The following is a 16,125-nucleotide window of genomic DNA, read 5'->3' as shown; positions in this document are numbered from 1 at the left end:
GCCCGTATTCGAGGCGGGTTGTAGCCCGGGGGGCCGGGGGTGTCAAACCCCTCCGCAAACGCCTATTCCGGCGGCCCCTCGCCCTTCGGATAGCGCCTCGTCAGAGAGGCGACAACGCCCCGGAGCGTGCGCACTTCCTGCTCGGTGAGGCCTGCACGCTGGAACATGTTGCGCAGGTTGCGGATCATGGAAGGCCGCTTCTCCGGCGGCTTCAGGAACCCGAATCTGTCGAGTTCCCCTTCAAGATGCTCGAAGAAGCCCAAAAGCTCTTCCTTCTTCGCCGGCCGCGTCTGCTGATACTCGATGCGCGTTTCCGGCGTCGCGTCACCGGCCTTGTGCCACTCATAGGACATGAGGAGCACGCATTGCGCGAGATTGAGCGAGGCAAAGGCCGGGTTTACCGGCACCATCATGAGCGCGTCGGCCAGCGCGATGTCGTCATTTTCAAGGCCCGTGCGTTCCGGCCCGAAAAGGAGCCCCGCCCGGCCTTCTTCCGCGAAAACCTCGCGCATGCGCCCTGCTGCCGCCGAAGGCGTGAAAATCGGCTTCACCATGTCGCGGGCTCGCGCTGTCGTCGCGATGACATAATCGAGACCGGCGACCGCGTCTTCCGTCCGGTCGAAGAGCTTTGCGCCGTCGATCACAATATCGGCGCCAGAGGCCGCCGCGCGGGCGCGCTCATTCGGCCAGCCATCGCGCGGGCGCACGATTCTGAGATCCGTAAGGCCAAAATTGAGCATGGCGCGCGCCGCCGTGCCAATATTCTCGCCAAGCTGGGGGGCAACGAGAATGACGGCAGGACACGGCGACGCCGGGTCATGCTCTTTTTTTGTATGGTCGGTTCCGGCCATGCCGCTCCGTCAATTCGGGTGGTGTAATCCTGACGCGCGCTCAATAAGCGATTGCCTGTCTTTAATCAATCGGCGCGCAATGTTATAGGGATGTGGGCCAGTTCCCGGCCCCGCGCAGCGCCCTGTTGCCCCCTGCGTATCCCGCGGCCTGCCGCCCGAGCCTGTATGTCACCTGTCGAAGGACCCCCCATGCCGAAGATCCAAGTCGCAAACCCCGTGGTCGATCTCGATGGCGATGAGATGACCCGGATCATCTGGCAGATGATCAAGGACAAGCTGATCTTCCCCTATGTGGACCTCAAGATCGATTACTACGATCTTGGCATGGAGCATCGCGACAAGACTGACGACAAAGTGACGGTCGATGCCGCCGAAGCGATCAAGCATCACGGCGTCGGCGTGAAATGCGCGACCATCACGCCCGATGAGGCGCGCGTCGAGGAATTCCATCTCAAGAAGATGTGGAAGTCGCCCAACGGCACAATCCGCAACATTCTCGGCGGCACCGTGTTTCGCGAGCCCATCATCTGCCGCAACATCCCCCGCCTCGTGCCGGGCTGGACGGAACCGATCGTGATCGGTCGCCACGCCTTCGGCGATCAGTACAAGGCCACCGACATGCTCGTGCCCGGCAAGGGCAAGCTCACCATGAAATGGGTGTCGGAAGACGGCAAGGATACGATCGAGGAGGAAATCTTCAACTTCCCCGGCGGCGGCGTCGCCATGGGCATGTACAACCTCGACGACTCGATCCGCGACTTTGCGCGCGCCTGCCTGAAATACGGTCTCGACCGGAAATACCCGGTCTATCTCTCGACCAAGAACACGATCCTCAAGACCTATGACGGCCGCTTCAAGAATCTCTTCCAGGAAATCTACGAGAAGGAATTCAAGAGCGACTTTGAAGCCGCGAAAGTCACCTACGAGCATCGCCTGATCGACGACATGGTGGCCTCCGCGATGAAGTGGTCCGGCGGCTATGTCTGGGCCTGCAAGAACTACGACGGCGACGTGCAATCCGATTCGGTGGCGCAGGGCTTCGGTTCGCTCGGCCTCATGACCTCCGTGCTGCTGACGCCGGATGGCGACATCATGGAAGCCGAAGCCGCGCACGGCACGGTGACGCGCCACTACCGCGCCCACCAGCGCGGCGAGGAAACCTCCACAAACTCCATCGCCTCCATCTTCGCCTGGACGCGCGGCCTCGCGCATCGCGCGAAGCTCGACGACAATGACGCGCTGGCTGAATTCGCGCACAAGCTTGAGAAGGTCTGCGTCTCGACGGTGGAGAGCGGCTACATGACGAAGGATCTCGCGCTCCTCGTCGGCTCGGAGCAGTCCTGGCTTTCGACGGAAGGCTTCCTCGACAAGGTCGCCTCGAACCTCGAAAAGGCCCTCAAGAAAACAAGCTGAAGCGAGCTCTGCGCTAAAATCAAAAGGCCCGGCATTGCCGGGCCTTTTACATTTGTTCAGCGAAAGTCGCTCAGGCAGCGCCCGCAAGTTCCCCGGCCGCGGCGCGAACCGCTTCAAGCGCCTGATCGGCCTTCGCGGCCTCCGGCCCGCCGGCCTGCGCCATGTCGGGCCGTCCGCCGCCCCCCTTGCCGCCCATCGCCGCCGCCCCCGCCTTCACGAGCTCGACCGCGTTGAAGCGCGAGGTAAGGTCTTCGGTGACGCCCACCGCAATCGCGCCCTTGCCGTCCTCGGAGATCGCGACATAGACCACGACGCCGGAACCGATCTTCTTCTTGCCTTCGTCGACAAGGCCACGCAGATCCTTCGGGTTCACGCCTTCGAGCTTCCTCGCGAGAAGCTTCACGCCGCCCAGATCCTCGACCGGCGTTTCCGTGCCGCCGCCAGCACTGCCTCCACCCATGGCGAGTTGCTTCTTCGCCTGCGCCAGCTCGCGCTCGAGACGCTTGCGCTCCTCCATCAGCGAGACGACGCGGGAGGGAAGATCCTCCGGCGCAATGCGGAGCGCACCGGCGGCTTCCTTCAAGGTCCGCTCCTGCTCGACGAGATAGCGCCGCGCACCCTCCCCCGTCAGCGCCTCTATGCGGCGAATACCCGATGCGACCGCGCTCTCGCTCACGACCTTGAAGATCGCGATGTCACCCAGCCGGCGCACATGCGTACCGCCGCAAAGCTCGACCGAGTAAGTGCCGTTGGATTTGGTGTCGTCGAGGCCCATCGCGAGCACACGCACCTCGTCGCCATATTTCTCGCCGAAAAGCGCGAGCGCACCGGCCTCGATCGCATCTTCCGGCGTCATGAGGCGCGTGGAGACTTCCGTATTCTGGCGGACGATGCCGTTCACGATGGCCTCGACCTCGGCGATTTCATCCGCGGTCATGGGCTTGGGATGGCTGAAGTCGAAGCGGAGACGCTCCGGCCCGACCATCGAGCCCTTCTGCGTGACGTGATCGCCGAGCACGCGGCGCAAGGCCTCGTGCAACAGATGCGTCGCCGAATGGTTCGCGCGCGTCGCATCGCGCAATATCTTGTCGACCTTCATCTCCACGATGTCGCCAAGCGCCAGCTCACCGCGCGAGAGCTTGCCGAGATGCACATGCATGTCGCCGAGCTTCTTTACCGTGTCGATGACAGGGAACTCCGCGCCATCGGCCGAGAAGATGATACCCGTATCGCCGGTCTGACCGCCCGACTCGCCATAGAAGGGCGTCTGGTTGGTAATGATCGCCGCATCCTCGCCCGGCTTGATCCTCTCGACGGGTTCGCCATCGACGAGAAGCGCCACAATCTTGCCTTCCGCGATCTCGGTCTCGTAGCCGAGAAACTCCGTCGCGCCGACCTTGTCGCGCAGCTCAAACCAGACCGCTTCGGTGGCTTTCTCGCCCGAGCCCGCCCAGGCCGCGCGTGCGTCCTGCCGCTGCTTCGCCATGGCCGCATCGAAACCTGTCTGATCGACGCTCAGGCCGCGTGAACGCAGCGCATCCTGCGTCAGGTCGAGCGGAAAACCATAGGTGTCGTAAAGCTTGAAGGCCACCTCGCCCGGCAGCACGCTCTTGCTGCCCAATGCCTCGACTTCTTCATCGAGGAGCTTGAGGCCGCGCGTCAGCGTTTCGCGGAACCGTGTTTCTTCGAGCTTCAGCGTTTCGGTAACCAGCGCTTCCGCGCGCCGCAATTCCGGATAGGCATCGCCCATCTGGCGCACAAGCGCAGGCACAAGCCGGTGCATCAGCGGCTCGGCGACTCCCACGAGCTGCGCATGGCGCATGGCGCGCCGCATGATCCGGCGCAGCACATAGCCGCGCCCCTCATTGGACGGCATGACGCCGTCTGCAATCAGGAAGGAGGATGAACGCAAATGATCCGCGATGACGCGATGACTGACAGCATGCGGGCCGTCGGGGTCGCTTTTCGATCCTTCCGCCGAGGCGAGAATGAGCGCGCGCATGAGGTCCGTCGAATAATTGTCATGCGTACCCTGAAGCACCGCCGCGATGCGCTCCAGCCCCATGCCCGTATCGATCGAGGGACGGGGGAGCGGTGTTCGCGAGCTGTCCTCATGCTGCTCATACTGCATGAAAACGAGATTCCAGATTTCGATGAAGCGGTCGCCATCCTCATCCGGGCTACCGGGCGGCCCGCCGGGAATCTTGTCCCCGTGATCGTAGAAGATTTCCGAATTCGGTCCGCAAGGACCGGTATCGCCCATCTGCCAGAAATTCGACTTCGCGCCGAGCCGGACGATCTTGCTGTCGGAAAGACCGGCGATCTTCTTCCAGAGCGTGTGCGCCTCGTCATCATCCTCATAGATCGTCACCATGAGCCGGCTCTCGGGCAGCGCGAACTCCTTCGTGATCAGATCCCAGGCGAATTTGATCGCCTCTTCCTTGTAGTAGTCGCCAAAGGAGAAGTTGCCGAGCATCTCGAAAAAGGTGTGGTGGCGCGCCGTATAGCCGACATTGTCGAGGTCGTTATGCTTGCCGCCCGCGCGTACGCATTTCTGGGCGCTCGCCGCGCGCGTATAGGGCCGCGTCTCCTGGCCGGTAAAGACATTCTTGAAGGGCACCATGCCGGCATTGGTAAAGAGCAGCGTCGGATCGTTGTTCGGCACAAGCGGTCCCGACGGCACGGCTTCATGGCCCTGCGCCCGGAAGAACTCCAGAAACTTGCTTCGGATATCGTTGAGGCCGGCCATCTCGCTTGCGCTTCCGCTCTGTGTGGCAATCGAAGAAACACGCTGGCGGCAAGGGTCTCACCCCCTATCCGCCCGGTTCCATTCACAAATATAGGGTGCCAGCTTTTACCTGTCGCCCGTTCAACTGTCCAGAAAGGGCATGGGAAGCAGGGCCTTTCGCCGCGCCGACAAAGGAAAACGGCGCCGGAGGGTACCCGGCGCCGTCCAATGCCCGGCCAAACGAACCGAGCTAGAGAAATTGTAGTGGGCCCGAATGCCCCGCGCGGCAACCCTCAGGCGCTTGCCTCCATGTCGCCGTCATCGTCGTCATCTTCGCTCGCATCGGGCATTTCCATGATTTTCTCGGCAATCAGGCCAGCATTCTGGCGGATTGCGGCCTCGATCTCGTTGGCCATATCGGGATTGTCACGGAGAAACTGCTTGGCGTTTTCACGGCCCTGGCCGACGCGCTGGCTGTTATAGGAAAACCAGGAGCCGGATTTCTCGACGATCCCGGCCTTGACGCCGAGGTCGACAAGCTCGCCCATTTTCGAGATGCCCTCGCCATACATGATATCGAACTCGACCTGCTTGAAGGGCGGCGCAACCTTGTTCTTCACCACTTTCACGCGGGTCTGGTTGCCGACCACCTCATCGCGCTCCTTGATCGCACCGATGCGGCGGATGTCGAGGCGAACAGAAGCGTAGAACTTCAGCGCATTACCGCCCGTCGTCGTTTCCGGGCTGCCGAACATCACGCCGATCTTCATGCGGATCTGGTTGATGAAGATCACCATCGTGTTCGACTTCGAAATCGAACCCGTGAGCTTGCGGAGTGCCTGGCTCATGAGGCGGGCCTGAAGCCCCGGCAGGCTGTCGCCCATCTCGCCTTCAAGTTCGGCTTTCGGCGTCAAGGCCGCGACCGAGTCGATCACCAGAATATCCACCGCGCCGGATCGCACCAGCGTATCGGCGATTTCAAGCGCCTGCTCGCCCGTATCGGGCTGGGAAATCAGAAGGTCGTCGAGCTGCACACCAAGCTTGCGCGCATAGACGGGATCCAGCGCATGTTCCGCGTCCACGAAGGCGCAGACACCGCCCCTCTTCTGGGCCTCCGCCACGGTCTGCAGCGACAGTGTCGTCTTGCCCGAGGATTCCGGCCCGTAGATCTCGATGACGCGCCCGCGCGGCAAGCCGCCAATGCCGAGCGCGATATCGAGCCCGAGCGACCCGGTGGAAATCGATTCAATCTCCACCACCTGCTCGTTCTTGCCGAGCCGCATAATGGAGCCCTTGCCGAACGAGCGCTCAATCTGGCTGAGCGCGGCGTCCAGCGCCTTTTTCTTGTCCGTATCGTCTTTGGCCACGAGATTCACAACATTCTTGGACATGAGTGATTTCCCCTTATTTCATCGCCCGCCGAGTCGCGCAATGCATCCTTGAGCGATTAATGTACTTATTTTGTTCTCATTGGCAATGATAAATTCAAGCCATTGATTAAAAAGGGAAAATCAAAGTGTGTTCGCTTGGCGTTCCGGCCGGGAGCCTTCGCATATATCCCCTTCAAACATGGAAGCCAGAACCGGCATCCCGAAAGGGGGTGTTAGGTGAGTCTATTTGTGGTGGTTGGGCTGGCGGTTGGTTTGTTAGGTGGCATCGTTCCCATCGGCACACATGGAGAAGGCACCGAAATTGCGATCCCACTCAAATCTGAATCTGGTGGCGCAGTCTTTTCCAAAAACATTCTTGTATGTGGCGACGCCAAACACCCAAGCGCAATATTCTCCCGTCAAGAGTCCATCCATCTCTGCTTGGGTCAGCTTATTATCAGCGGGAAGATCAAATTTCGCTTCTCCGGTTGGCCCGAGATCGGACCTGCTTTGCGGGACGGCGCCACGCTCCCATTCATCCCTGAACGGCGGCGGCTCAACGGCGACGCCAACAATAGCGGAGAAGCTCTTTGCGGGGGACTGACCGAAATTTCTGAACGTAATTTTCCCGTGGAATGGTTTTTCGGCGCTCCCAGTAAAAACCATTTTATCTGGCACAACGTGAACGTAGGCTCGAACTTCCGACTGCCCGATACGTCGGGTCTCCATGAGGGTCTGGCGAATGTAGAAGATGCCGCCTATAGCTATGAAAGCCTGAAGGGAGGCCAGAACCCACAACCAAATCGACGCAAGAGCCATTTCCTGTTGGGCGCGGTGATCTTCATTTTGCAAGCGGCTTCTCTCTTGGGCTGCAAGATGCTCATAAATGCAGAGTTTGGCGCTTTGAGGGGCAAGGGGCGCGCACTCACGCTGTATGTTGGAGGTGGTTTTTTGCTGTTCGTAGTGGGCCTCTATGGCAGTGCGTTCCTCATGATCCGTGCGTTGGTCTATTAGCGAAACCGTCCCCCACCCCAAGACAAAGAGAACAAACAGTCCAGCCACAACGAATGCGCCATTTCTAAGCCAGTCTCCCCCACCCATTCCCAATCCCCATCCCAAATTGTTAGGGTGTCATTGTCGGCCAATCGGCTACGAAGGAAACCCAAAAATGACCTTCACCCGTTTCGACCTACTCCTGTCAAAGATGGTTAGGGGCGAGGAAAAGCCTGCAAGAGAAGGTCGAACATCAGGTGCGGCTGCTTCCGAAGGTTGTGGCGGAACTCAAACTCGGCCAGATACTTCGGCAGGTGGGCGGAAGAAACCCAAACGTGCGTCCCCGAAATCCCGCGCTTGAGCGAAGCCCAGAACGCTTCAATCGAATTGGTGTGAACCGCACCGCGCACGTATTCGCCCTTGGAATGATTGACCGTGCCGTGGCGATAGCCTTCCTCGGTAAGCGGCTTGAACCCGCCGCCTTCATCCGTAGCAATGCGCGAACCCGGCTTCACATGGGCGAGGATGCGGGGAATAACGAACTGCGCTTCCTTTGAGGGAATGACGCGGGCCACAACGTCGCCACCGCGTTCCACGATGCCAAGTACGACCGTCTTGTCGTCTTTGCCGCGCTTATCCTTACCGCCGATGAACGCCTTGTCGGCCTCCACGATCTTGTCGCCGCCCAGCGGATCGTCACCATCGACCCAGCCCATGTATTTGCGGATTTCGTGGCCCATACGCCAAGCCGTCTTGTAGGTCGTGCCGATCTGGCGCTGAATTTCCTTCGCGCTGATGCCGTTCCGGGTGGTCGTGAACAGGTACATGACAAAGAACCAGTCACGCAGGCTCGTGCGGGTGCGCTCAAAGGGCGTCCCGGCGGTCGGATAGACCTGATGGCCGCAGAACTCGCACTCATAGCAGCGGCGTCCCTTGACCCGATGATGCTTGGCTTCCGCCCCGCAGGTGCCGCAATGGAACTTGTGGCCGTACCGGACGGTCATCAGGTGGTCCAGACAGGCGTCATCGTCCGGGAAGCGGGCGTTGAACTGCTTGAGGGTCATTGCTTTGGTCATGGGTCTCTCTCCTATGACCTGAATATAGGAAATCCAGTCCCATGTTTCAAGGGGATATATGCGGGAGCCTTGGGAGTGTTCCCTTTGGTATACGTAGACGGTCAGACCAATGATATACTCTCTCCTCTAGGGAACCGGAGGGTATGGGGATGGCTAAAAACGGTTGGCTTCAAAGGGCTCTCAAGATCGAGCCTGGAATATCATTGGGGCAGTGGATTTGGGATCGCATTGCCAACAATGGACAAACCATCATCACGCTGCTCGGTGGTGGTTTGATGACCTATCTTGCGGCGGTCACCGATTGGCTGGAGCCGTGGGGACCGGTTGGGTACGGCGCGGTCGGATTGGTCAGTGCTGTATTTATCGCGGCTAGCATATCCAGCATCTACGCTGTTTTCTCGTGGGGGAAACAACGCTCGGCCAACGCGAGAGCGACGGACCGGTATTACGAAGCCGGTGACCGCATCAATCCCTTGGAAACAGCGTTCGTAGCCAAACGAATAAACTTGAGCGATTTGCTTCCGCCTCTTGGCGATACGATTTCCGCAAAGACTTTTCGTAATTGCGAGCTTGTGGGGCCGCTAAATATTTTCCCCAACGGATGTACGATCAGCAATTGTGGCTACGTAAATTGCGACCACGTGGTAATAACCGCCCGTCCTATGGAAAATGGGTACCTTGCTCACCGCGTCCACAACGGGTACGTCTTCGAACACTGCCAGTTCATCGACTGCAAGTTTTTCTTTGTGTCCTTCTTGGTTCCCGCTATGGGTGTGGAAGATTTCACGAAGGGCGGCGGCTGCAACTGGATAACCGATCTACCGCAGGTCGAAGGGTAGTCCATGTCACGCGGCAAACATCTCAGTCTCGAAGAGGCCCGGAAGCTCGGCAAGCTGGATCAGTTTGCGAAAGAGCATGAGGCCGAAGGCGATGAGAAAGCGTTTGACGATGCGTTGAAACGAATAGCGCAGGGCAAGCTGACAAAGGAGAAGGGCACCAAGTAGGTGCCCTTTCTGATTCATGGACCTTGAACACTTTGTGGAAACGGTGCGCCTTTCTATATGCGCGCCGGACAGCTATGCGGCGGAGGTCTCCCGCTGCACAACCTTATTTCTGCCTGTAGGCTTTGCTGACAGCGAAAGCGCCGAGTGTGGTGCTGTTTGCATCCAAGCCGGAAGCGCGGCACCACACGGCGAACTCTTGCGGATTGACGATCACCTTCTCGAACCCTCCGCGCGCGTCATACTTCGCAGCTTGCTCAGACGCGAGCTTGAGCCATTCGTCAAAGGTGTCGGGAAAGTCCGGGTCGTCTGGGACGAGGGCTTTAAAGGAATTGTAGTCCTCCCGCTCGAACCAAGGGGCGATTGTCATAGACATTCTGAAAAGTCCCTTGCGGTCTAGTTACGGTCTCGGGAACGCGGCAAGCAACAGATCGAACATGAGGTGAGGTTGTTTCCGCATGTTAAAGCGGAACTCGAACTCGCCAAGGTATTTCGGAAGGTGCTGAGGCGATACCCAGATATGGCACCCCGAGATACCGCGTTTCAGGATCGCCCAGAAGGCTTCGATATTATTCGTGTGAACGTCGCCCCGGACGTATTCCTTCGCCCGGTGGCTTACCGTGCCATGACGGAAGCCTTCCTCGATAAGCGGCTTGAATGCCTTGGCTTCGTCCGTGGCAATACGCGAGCCGGGCTTCACATGGGCCAGAATGCGGGGAATGACGAACTGAGCCTCTTTCGAGGGGATGGCGCGGGCCACTACATCGCCGTTACGCTCCACGATGCCTAGAACCACCGTCTTGTCGTCTTGGCCGCGCTTGTCTTTGCCGCCAATGAACGCCTTGTCGGCCTCTACAACGCGCTTGCCGCCCAAGAGATCGTCGCCGTCCACTTCCGCCATGTACTTGCGGATTTCGTGGCCGATGCGCCATGCGGTTTTGAGGGTGACGCCAAGCTGACGCTGCAACTCCCGGGAGGAAACCCCGTGGCGCGTCGTGGTGAACAGGAACAAGGCATAGAACCACTTCTGGAGGGGTGTATGGGTCCGCTCGAAGATCGTGCCTTCCATGGGGTGGATATGATGCCCGCATGAGGGGCAGGAGTAGGCCAGCACCTTGGTAAGCCGGGCGAACTTGCCCCGCTTGCCGCACTTCGGGCAGTCCAAGACCTCGCCGTACCGGACCTTCATAAGATGGTCGAGACAAGCGTCGTCATCGGGAAACCGCTTGAAGAACTGTTGAATACCGAACCGGGCCATAGGGCACCTCCTATGACCTTAATGTAGTGTCATCCATTACGTACTTCAAGGGGAACACTGCGGGAGCCTTCGGCGCTTGCCTTCCCGGCCATAGTGTCCGCCCCGCCCGTCCGCGCCATCCGCGCGCCCGGTGCAACGCCCGGCACAGGCGCATCGGTGCCACGGACAGGCTTGCGGTCCCAGGCATGGGTCCAGTCATGGATCGCCGCCCCCTCCGCCTCCAGGATCGGCCTCATTTCATGGAAAGCGGCGCCGATCCGGTAAAACGGGATGCGCGGGAAGAGGTGATGGATGAGGTGATAGGTCTGGTACATGTCGAGCACCGTCACGACACGATGGATCGCGCGCGGCAGCAGGAAGACGCCGGAATCCGTATAGCGCTCCTGCGAGACATGCGGCCGGTGCGGCAAGTAATTGAAGACCAGCCCGATCAGCGCGACATTGAGAAAAGTCGGCACGATCCAGAGCATCAGCACCTCAAAGCCGAAACCATAGACAAAGCCGACAGCAAGCACCGTCCATGCGAGCAGATGATGCGCCCCGGCGATGAAGTATTGCTTCCGGTGCGCCTTGTCCTTCCACATCCCCATCCGCGTCATCATGTAGACGTAGTGAGGCGTCTGCGTGAGAAAGCGCAGCACGAGCATGAGGGGGTTCCGCCCCGCGCACCAGGTGTCGGGATCGCGCTCGAAATCGTTGGTATAGCGGTGGTGAACGAGATGCATCACGTCATAGCCGCGATAGGGAATGAGCGTCACGATGCCGCCGGTCCAGGCGAGCAGATCGTTGAGCCATTTGTAGCGCTTGTCGTCACCTGAGATCGCCTCGTGAATACCGTCATGCACCGCCATGAACTGCATCAGCATGAGATAGCCGTTGACGAGGGTCGCAACCCAGATCGGCCAGAAGCCGGTCAGCGCCGCCGCACTCGAAACGGCAATCCCCGCCAGCGAGCCAAGCGACACGAAAACCGTCGGCCAGGCGACATGGCCCATGTGGCGGCGCGCAACGGCGAGCGCGGCCCGATGGTTTTCCGGGCTGCGGGCAGGCCGCGAGCTTTCAGGCGTGAGGCTGGTCAGATGACTGTCGGACATGGCGTAACCGCGAGCGTCCTTCTGTTTCATACCGGGACAAAATACACCCGCAGACGGGGTGAAACCAGTATTGCATGGCAGCTTTCGTGCCACAGGCCGCAAAGCCGCCGGTAATCATGACAGGCGTGGCAAGCCCGCAAGAAGTTCCGTGAGGCAATCGGCCGGTTTCCGCCCCGCCGTATCGATCAGGATGCGTTCGCCTTCCCAGGGCTCATAGTCGCGGGCCTCTACATCCGACCATTTGGGCTGCACCAGCCCTTCGATATCGCTCGTCCGCCCCTCGACCCGGCGCCGGTGCTCGACCGGATCGGAACAGACGATCTCGATATCGGCAAAGGGCGAGCCGGCTGCCCGTGCGGTTTCGCGCCAGGCATGACGCGTCAGGGCGATGGGGTTCACGGAATCCGCAATAACGATACGGCCGAGCTTCAGATTGTCGCCCGCGATCGCCATCGCCGCCGCATAGCCCGCATCGTTCACGGGGTCGAGCTTGAGGCTTGAGCGCTTCAACGCCTGTTCGATGGTGTCGATGCGAAGATGGGTGGCGCCCGTTTCCAGGGCGAGCGCGCGCGCCAGCGTTGTCTTGCCGGTGCCGGGCAGGCCCGAAAGGATGATCAGCATGAGGCCTCCTCGCGCGGCGGGGGCAGCCCCGTCCCTCACTTGCTCGCGTCCATGACCTCCTTCACGGCGGCGGCAAGCTGCTTCAGGGAAAAGGGCTTCGGCAGGAAGTGAAACGCCTGGTCGGGGTCGAGATTCTTCGCGAAGGCGTCTTCGGCATAGCCCGACACGAAGATGATCGGTATGCCCGGCAGAATATCCTTCAGTTCCTTCGCCATGGTCGGGCCGTCCATGTTGGGCATGACGACATCCGAAACGACGAGGTCGATACGGCCTTCATGCGCCCGCACGACTTCAAGTGCGACCTCGCCGCTCTCCGCCTGCAGAACCTCATAGCCGCGCGTACCGAGCGCGCGTGCTGCGAAGGTGCGCACCGCATCCTCGTCCTCGACAAGAAGAATGGTGCCCTTGCCGGTGAGGTCCGCCGTCTCAAGAGATACGGAAGCCGCCGCTGCCGCTTCGGCAGCCTTGTCGGCCGCCGTCTCGATATAGCGCGGCAGATAGATGCGAAAGGTCGTGCCCTTCCCCATCGTGGAATAGGGGAAGATGAAGCCGCCCGTCTGCTTGATGATGCCGTAGACAGTGGAAAGGCCGAGACCCGTCCCCTTGGAGGGATCCTTCGTGGTGTAGAAAGGCTCGAAAATCTTGCCGAGATTTTCCTTCGGGATACCGGTGCCCGTGTCGCCCACCTCGATCAGCACATATTCGCCATGCGGCATCAGCGGATGATCGAGCGCGCGGCTGTCGGCTTCCGAAACATTCGCCGTCCGGATGGTGAGCCGTCCGCCGTCGGGCATGGCGTCGCGCGCATTTACGGCGAGATTGATGATGACCTGTTCGAGCTGGTTCTGGTCGACCTTCACCAGGCCGAGCTCGCGCCCATGCACGATCTTCAGTTCGACCTTCTCGGTGAGAAGCCGGGCGAGCAGGTTTTGCAGTTCGGCAACCGCGTCCGTCAGCGAGAGAACCTTGGGCCTGAGCGTCTGCCGCCGCGAGAAGGCGAGAAGCTGCCGCGTCAGGTTGGCCGCACGGTTCGCATTCTGCTTGATCTGCACGACATCGGCGAAGGAAGGATCGCCCGCCTGATGCCGCGCCAGCAGCAAATCGCAAAAGCCGATAATCGCGGTGAGAAGATTGTTGAAGTCATGCGCGACGCCGCCCGCAAGCTGGCCGACCGCCTGCATCTTCTGCGACTGCGCGAATTGCAGTTCGAGCGATTTCTGTTCCGTCGCATCGATGAGATAGACGACGATGCCTGCGCCGTCGCCCGTATCCACCCGCGCGGCATAGAGCTGGCCAACACGGTCGGGGCTGCGCGCCAGCCGCACGTCGATGGGCGCAACCGCAAAATTGCCCGCACGCGCATTCGCAATCGTTTCATCGGCCGCCGGGCGGTCCTCCTCGACGAGGAGTTCGTTCAGTAGCGATCCGCGCTCTACACTCTCGCCCACATAGCCGACGAAGGAGCGGTTGGCATTGTCGATACGTCCATCGGGGTCAATGGTCGCGATGCCGATGGGCGCGTTGTTGAAAAAACGGGCAAACCGCATCTCCGCATCGCGGGCGGTTTCCTCGGCCTTGTCGCCCGTGGTTCGGTTCAGCACCATGGCGAAGAGACGCGGTGGCCGCTTTCCCGCCGCCGCGACTTTCGTCCGCATGATGCGCACGGGGATCGCCTTGCCGTCCGCCCCCTTGAGATCCACATCGAGCGGCGGCATTTCCTCGTCCTCGCCGGAAGCGCCATCGGCCAGCGCCGGCACCTCCCCCAGCACCAGTTCGTCGAGCGTCACCCGCCGCTCGGTCAGCCGGTCCGGCACGACGCCAAGCCAGGAGGCAAGCCGCGCATTCATGAAGACGAGCGCGCCGTCCTCGTCCGCGGCGAAAAAACCAAATGGCGCATGGTCGATATAGGAAAGAGAACGGCTATGCCTGCGCTCGGCGGAATCGACCCGTTCGCGCTCGTTCGTCATGTCGCGAAGAAGCCAGACCGCCCCGCCCGACGCACCGCTGAGCGGGCGTACCACGGCGCGATAGATGCGCTCCGCATTGGGGGGCCCGATGCGCACGTCTTCCTGCGCCGCAAAGCCGGTGCGCGCGGCCTGCGCCAGCCGGAAACTCGCCTCCGCCCCCTCGCCCCTGCCGGAGAGAAGCCGCTCGACGGGCACGGGCCTGTCGTTGTCGAAACCGCCCGACAGCAGGCGATAGGCTTCATTCGCGAAAAGAACCGCACCGCGCCTGTCGGTCACATAGCAAGGATCGGGAAGCGCGGTCAGCGCATCCGCAGCGACAAGCGGCGAACGGCTCAAGGACTCGGAATTACTGCCGGAAAGGCCGTAGAGAACGGCGCCTGCAATGGCGACGAGGCCCAGCGCCGTGAGTACCCCCGGCATGCCGAAGGCCTGAACGCCGAGCGTGTCCAGCAGCGCGAGCACAAAGCCGAGCGCGAGTGCAATGAGAACGACCCAGCGTCGTGCGGGCAGCGACCACTGCACATCGTCGCTCGCCGTGGCGGCTTCGATGCCCTCCACCCTGCTATCGGCAAGATCGGCCGGCGTTTCGGCCATTCTCTACTCCTGTGCCTGCCCCGCGGCACACAAACCGTGCCGGCGCACATAGCCTCACACGGCCGAATCACCTCCGGCCGCCACCTCCGGCGATCTTAGCCTTAAGACGCATCACATATCCAATCACCTCGGCCACCGCCTTGTAGTGTTCTGGCGTGATTTCCTCGTCGATCTGCACGGTCGCATGGAGCGCGCGGGCGAGCGGCGGGTTTTCGACGATGGGAATATCGTGTTCCTGGCCGATTTCGCGAATTTTGAAGGCAACGGCATCCACACCCTTGGCCACGACGAGCGGCGCCCCCATCCCCTGCTCGTATTTGAGCGCCACGGCATAATGGGTCGGGTTGGTAATGATCACGGTCGCGCCCGGCACGGCGGCCATCATGCGCTTTCGGCCACGCTCCGCACGGATCTGGCGCAGCTTCGCCTTCACCGTCGGGTCACCTTCCATCTGCTTGTACTCGTCCTTCACTTCCTGAATGGACATGCGCTGTTTCTTCATCCATTGCGCGTGCTCGAACAGATAGTCGAGCGCGGCAACAACAGTCATGACAGCGATGACGCCCATGAACATCTTGAGCGCGAGGGACTGCACGACGGGCAGAAGCTGCGCGATTTCCCAGGTCATCATCAGCGCGAGCTGATCGCGCTCGGGCCAGATGAGCATGAAGGAGACGATGCCCACCGCACACATCTTCACGACGCCCTTGGCGAGGTTCATCAGGCTTTTCGGCCCGAACAGACGTTTCAACCCCTCCTTGGGCGAAATCTTGGAGAGTTTCGGCTTCATGTTCTCGGCCGTGAAGACCGGCGCATGCTGGATCAGGTGCCCGGCCAGCGCCGCGCCGACGAGAATGGCGAGCGGCGCGATCACAGCGCCGAAGGCGTCACGGCCAACGCCCATCCAGATCCGGCGAAGATGCTCGCCATCCATCGGAATGGCATCCGGGTGTTCGAGGAAGACCTTGAGCGAGCCGGCAAGCGAGCCGGCCGTCATGGGCGCGAGAAGCGCGACGGCAGCCGCTCCGCCCATCATGACGAACCAGGTGCTGATTTCCTGGCTCTTGACGACATCGCCCTTCTTCTGGGCTTCGTCCAGTTTCTTTTGTGTCGGTTCTTCTGTCTTTTCTGAATCGTCCTGTTCAGACACGGCGCGTCT

Annotated in this window: 14 protein-coding genes; 4 read left to right on the top strand and 10 right to left on the bottom strand. The window is 60.8% G+C overall.

Annotated elements, in window-relative coordinates:
* Nucleotides 1–62 precede the first annotated feature (62 nt).
* A complete protein-coding gene (locus tag ABJO61_RS15955) occupies nucleotides 63–851 on the bottom strand; it encodes an RNA methyltransferase (protein WP_348329498.1) in 789 nt (262 codons plus the stop codon).
* A gap of 189 nt (nucleotides 852–1,040) precedes the next feature.
* Between ABJO61_RS15955 and ABJO61_RS15950 the strand changes: the two genes are divergently transcribed.
* Entirely contained in the window at nucleotides 1,041–2,264 is a 1,224-nt protein-coding gene (locus ABJO61_RS15950; RefSeq protein WP_348329501.1) for an NADP-dependent isocitrate dehydrogenase, read from the top strand.
* Nucleotides 2,265–2,334: 70 nt separating this feature from the next.
* Here the strand turns inward: ABJO61_RS15950 and alaS are convergent, their stop codons facing one another.
* Nucleotides 2,335–5,013: an alanine--tRNA ligase gene (gene alaS / locus ABJO61_RS15945; protein ID WP_348329504.1), complete on the bottom strand. Its 2,679-nt coding sequence runs from the start codon at nucleotides 5,011–5,013 to the stop codon at nucleotides 2,335–2,337.
* Nucleotides 5,014–5,285: 272 nt separating this feature from the next.
* Nucleotides 5,286–6,383 carry a recombinase RecA gene (recA, locus tag ABJO61_RS15940; RefSeq protein ID WP_348329507.1) on the bottom strand — a complete coding sequence of 366 codons (1,098 nt, stop codon included), beginning with the start codon at nucleotides 6,381–6,383 and terminating at the stop codon, nucleotides 5,286–5,288.
* Between the two features lie 216 nt (nucleotides 6,384–6,599).
* Here recA and ABJO61_RS15935 point away from each other — a divergent pair, with 216 nt between their 5' ends.
* A complete protein-coding gene (locus ABJO61_RS15935; RefSeq protein ID WP_348329510.1) occupies nucleotides 6,600–7,376 on the top strand; it encodes a hypothetical protein in 777 nt (258 codons plus the stop codon).
* Nucleotides 7,377–7,570: 194 nt separating this feature from the next.
* Here ABJO61_RS15935 and ABJO61_RS15930 read toward each other — a convergent pair whose 3' ends face one another.
* Nucleotides 7,571–8,431, bottom strand: coding sequence for an IS1595 family transposase (locus ABJO61_RS15930; protein ID WP_348329513.1), 861 nt, complete (start codon nucleotides 8,429–8,431; stop codon nucleotides 7,571–7,573).
* Between the two features lie 149 nt (nucleotides 8,432–8,580).
* Between ABJO61_RS15930 and ABJO61_RS15925 the strand changes: the two genes are divergently transcribed.
* Both ABJO61_RS15925 and ABJO61_RS15920 read left to right on the top strand, forming a co-directional pair.
* Nucleotides 8,581–9,270 (top strand): hypothetical protein, encoded by a 690-nt coding sequence (locus ABJO61_RS15925; RefSeq protein WP_348329516.1) that lies wholly within the window; start codon nucleotides 8,581–8,583, stop codon nucleotides 9,268–9,270.
* A 3-nt stretch (nucleotides 9,271–9,273) separates the two neighbouring features.
* Nucleotides 9,274–9,435: a hypothetical protein gene (locus tag ABJO61_RS15920; protein WP_348329519.1), complete on the top strand. Its 162-nt coding sequence runs from the start codon at nucleotides 9,274–9,276 to the stop codon at nucleotides 9,433–9,435.
* A gap of 103 nt (nucleotides 9,436–9,538) precedes the next feature.
* Here the strand turns inward: ABJO61_RS15920 and ABJO61_RS15915 are convergent, their stop codons facing one another.
* The 6 genes from ABJO61_RS15915 to flhB form a co-directional block, all read right to left on the bottom strand.
* Nucleotides 9,539–9,808, bottom strand: a complete 270-nt coding sequence (locus tag ABJO61_RS15915) for a hypothetical protein (RefSeq protein ID WP_348329522.1) — start codon at nucleotides 9,806–9,808, stop codon at nucleotides 9,539–9,541.
* Nucleotides 9,809–9,832: 24 nt separating this feature from the next.
* Entirely contained in the window at nucleotides 9,833–10,690 is an 858-nt protein-coding gene (locus tag ABJO61_RS15910; RefSeq protein ID WP_348329525.1) for an IS1595 family transposase, read from the bottom strand.
* 29 nt (nucleotides 10,691–10,719) lie between these two features.
* Nucleotides 10,720–11,814 (bottom strand): fatty acid desaturase, encoded by a 1,095-nt coding sequence (locus ABJO61_RS15905; protein ID WP_348329528.1) that lies wholly within the window; start codon nucleotides 11,812–11,814, stop codon nucleotides 10,720–10,722.
* An 84-nt stretch (nucleotides 11,815–11,898) separates the two neighbouring features.
* A complete protein-coding gene (locus tag ABJO61_RS15900; protein WP_348329531.1) occupies nucleotides 11,899–12,405 on the bottom strand; it encodes an AAA family ATPase in 507 nt (168 codons plus the stop codon).
* 35 nt (nucleotides 12,406–12,440) lie between these two features.
* Nucleotides 12,441–14,966 (bottom strand): PAS domain-containing protein, encoded by a 2,526-nt coding sequence (locus tag ABJO61_RS15895; RefSeq protein ID WP_348329534.1) that lies wholly within the window; start codon nucleotides 14,964–14,966, stop codon nucleotides 12,441–12,443.
* Nucleotides 14,967–15,033: 67 nt separating this feature from the next.
* Nucleotides 15,034–16,116: a flagellar biosynthesis protein FlhB gene (gene flhB, locus ABJO61_RS15890; protein ID WP_348329537.1), complete on the bottom strand. Its 1,083-nt coding sequence runs from the start codon at nucleotides 16,114–16,116 to the stop codon at nucleotides 15,034–15,036.
* Nucleotides 16,117–16,125 lie beyond the last annotated feature (9 nt).

It is taken from the genome of Parvibaculum sp. (genome assembly GCF_039973015.1).
In the GTDB taxonomy this organism is placed as follows: domain Bacteria; phylum Pseudomonadota; class Alphaproteobacteria; order Parvibaculales; family Parvibaculaceae; genus Parvibaculum.
Note: the sequence above shows the minus strand (reverse complement) of the source record. Positions and strands in the feature narration are given on the sequence as shown.

Coding starts and splice junctions, on each gene's coding strand:
- ABJO61_RS15955 (WP_348329498.1), bottom strand. CDS start 851: ATGGCCGGAACCGACCATACAAAAAAAGAGCATGACCCGGCGTCGCCG.
- ABJO61_RS15950 (WP_348329501.1), top strand. CDS start 1,041: ATGCCGAAGATCCAAGTCGCAAACCCCGTGGTCGATCTCGATGGCGAT.
- alaS (WP_348329504.1), bottom strand. CDS start 5,013: ATGGCCGGCCTCAACGATATCCGAAGCAAGTTTCTGGAGTTCTTCCGG.
- recA (WP_348329507.1), bottom strand. CDS start 6,383: ATGTCCAAGAATGTTGTGAATCTCGTGGCCAAAGACGATACGGACAAG.
- ABJO61_RS15930 (WP_348329513.1), bottom strand. CDS start 8,431: ATGACCAAAGCAATGACCCTCAAGCAGTTCAACGCCCGCTTCCCGGAC.
- ABJO61_RS15925 (WP_348329516.1), top strand. CDS start 8,581: ATGGCTAAAAACGGTTGGCTTCAAAGGGCTCTCAAGATCGAGCCTGGA.
- ABJO61_RS15920 (WP_348329519.1), top strand. CDS start 9,274: ATGTCACGCGGCAAACATCTCAGTCTCGAAGAGGCCCGGAAGCTCGGC.
- ABJO61_RS15915 (WP_348329522.1), bottom strand. CDS start 9,808: ATGTCTATGACAATCGCCCCTTGGTTCGAGCGGGAGGACTACAATTCC.
- ABJO61_RS15910 (WP_348329525.1), bottom strand. CDS start 10,690: ATGGCCCGGTTCGGTATTCAACAGTTCTTCAAGCGGTTTCCCGATGAC.
- ABJO61_RS15905 (WP_348329528.1), bottom strand. CDS start 11,814: ATGAAACAGAAGGACGCTCGCGGTTACGCCATGTCCGACAGTCATCTG.
- ABJO61_RS15900 (WP_348329531.1), bottom strand. CDS start 12,405: ATGCTGATCATCCTTTCGGGCCTGCCCGGCACCGGCAAGACAACGCTG.
- ABJO61_RS15895 (WP_348329534.1), bottom strand. CDS start 14,966: ATGGCCGAAACGCCGGCCGATCTTGCCGATAGCAGGGTGGAGGGCATC.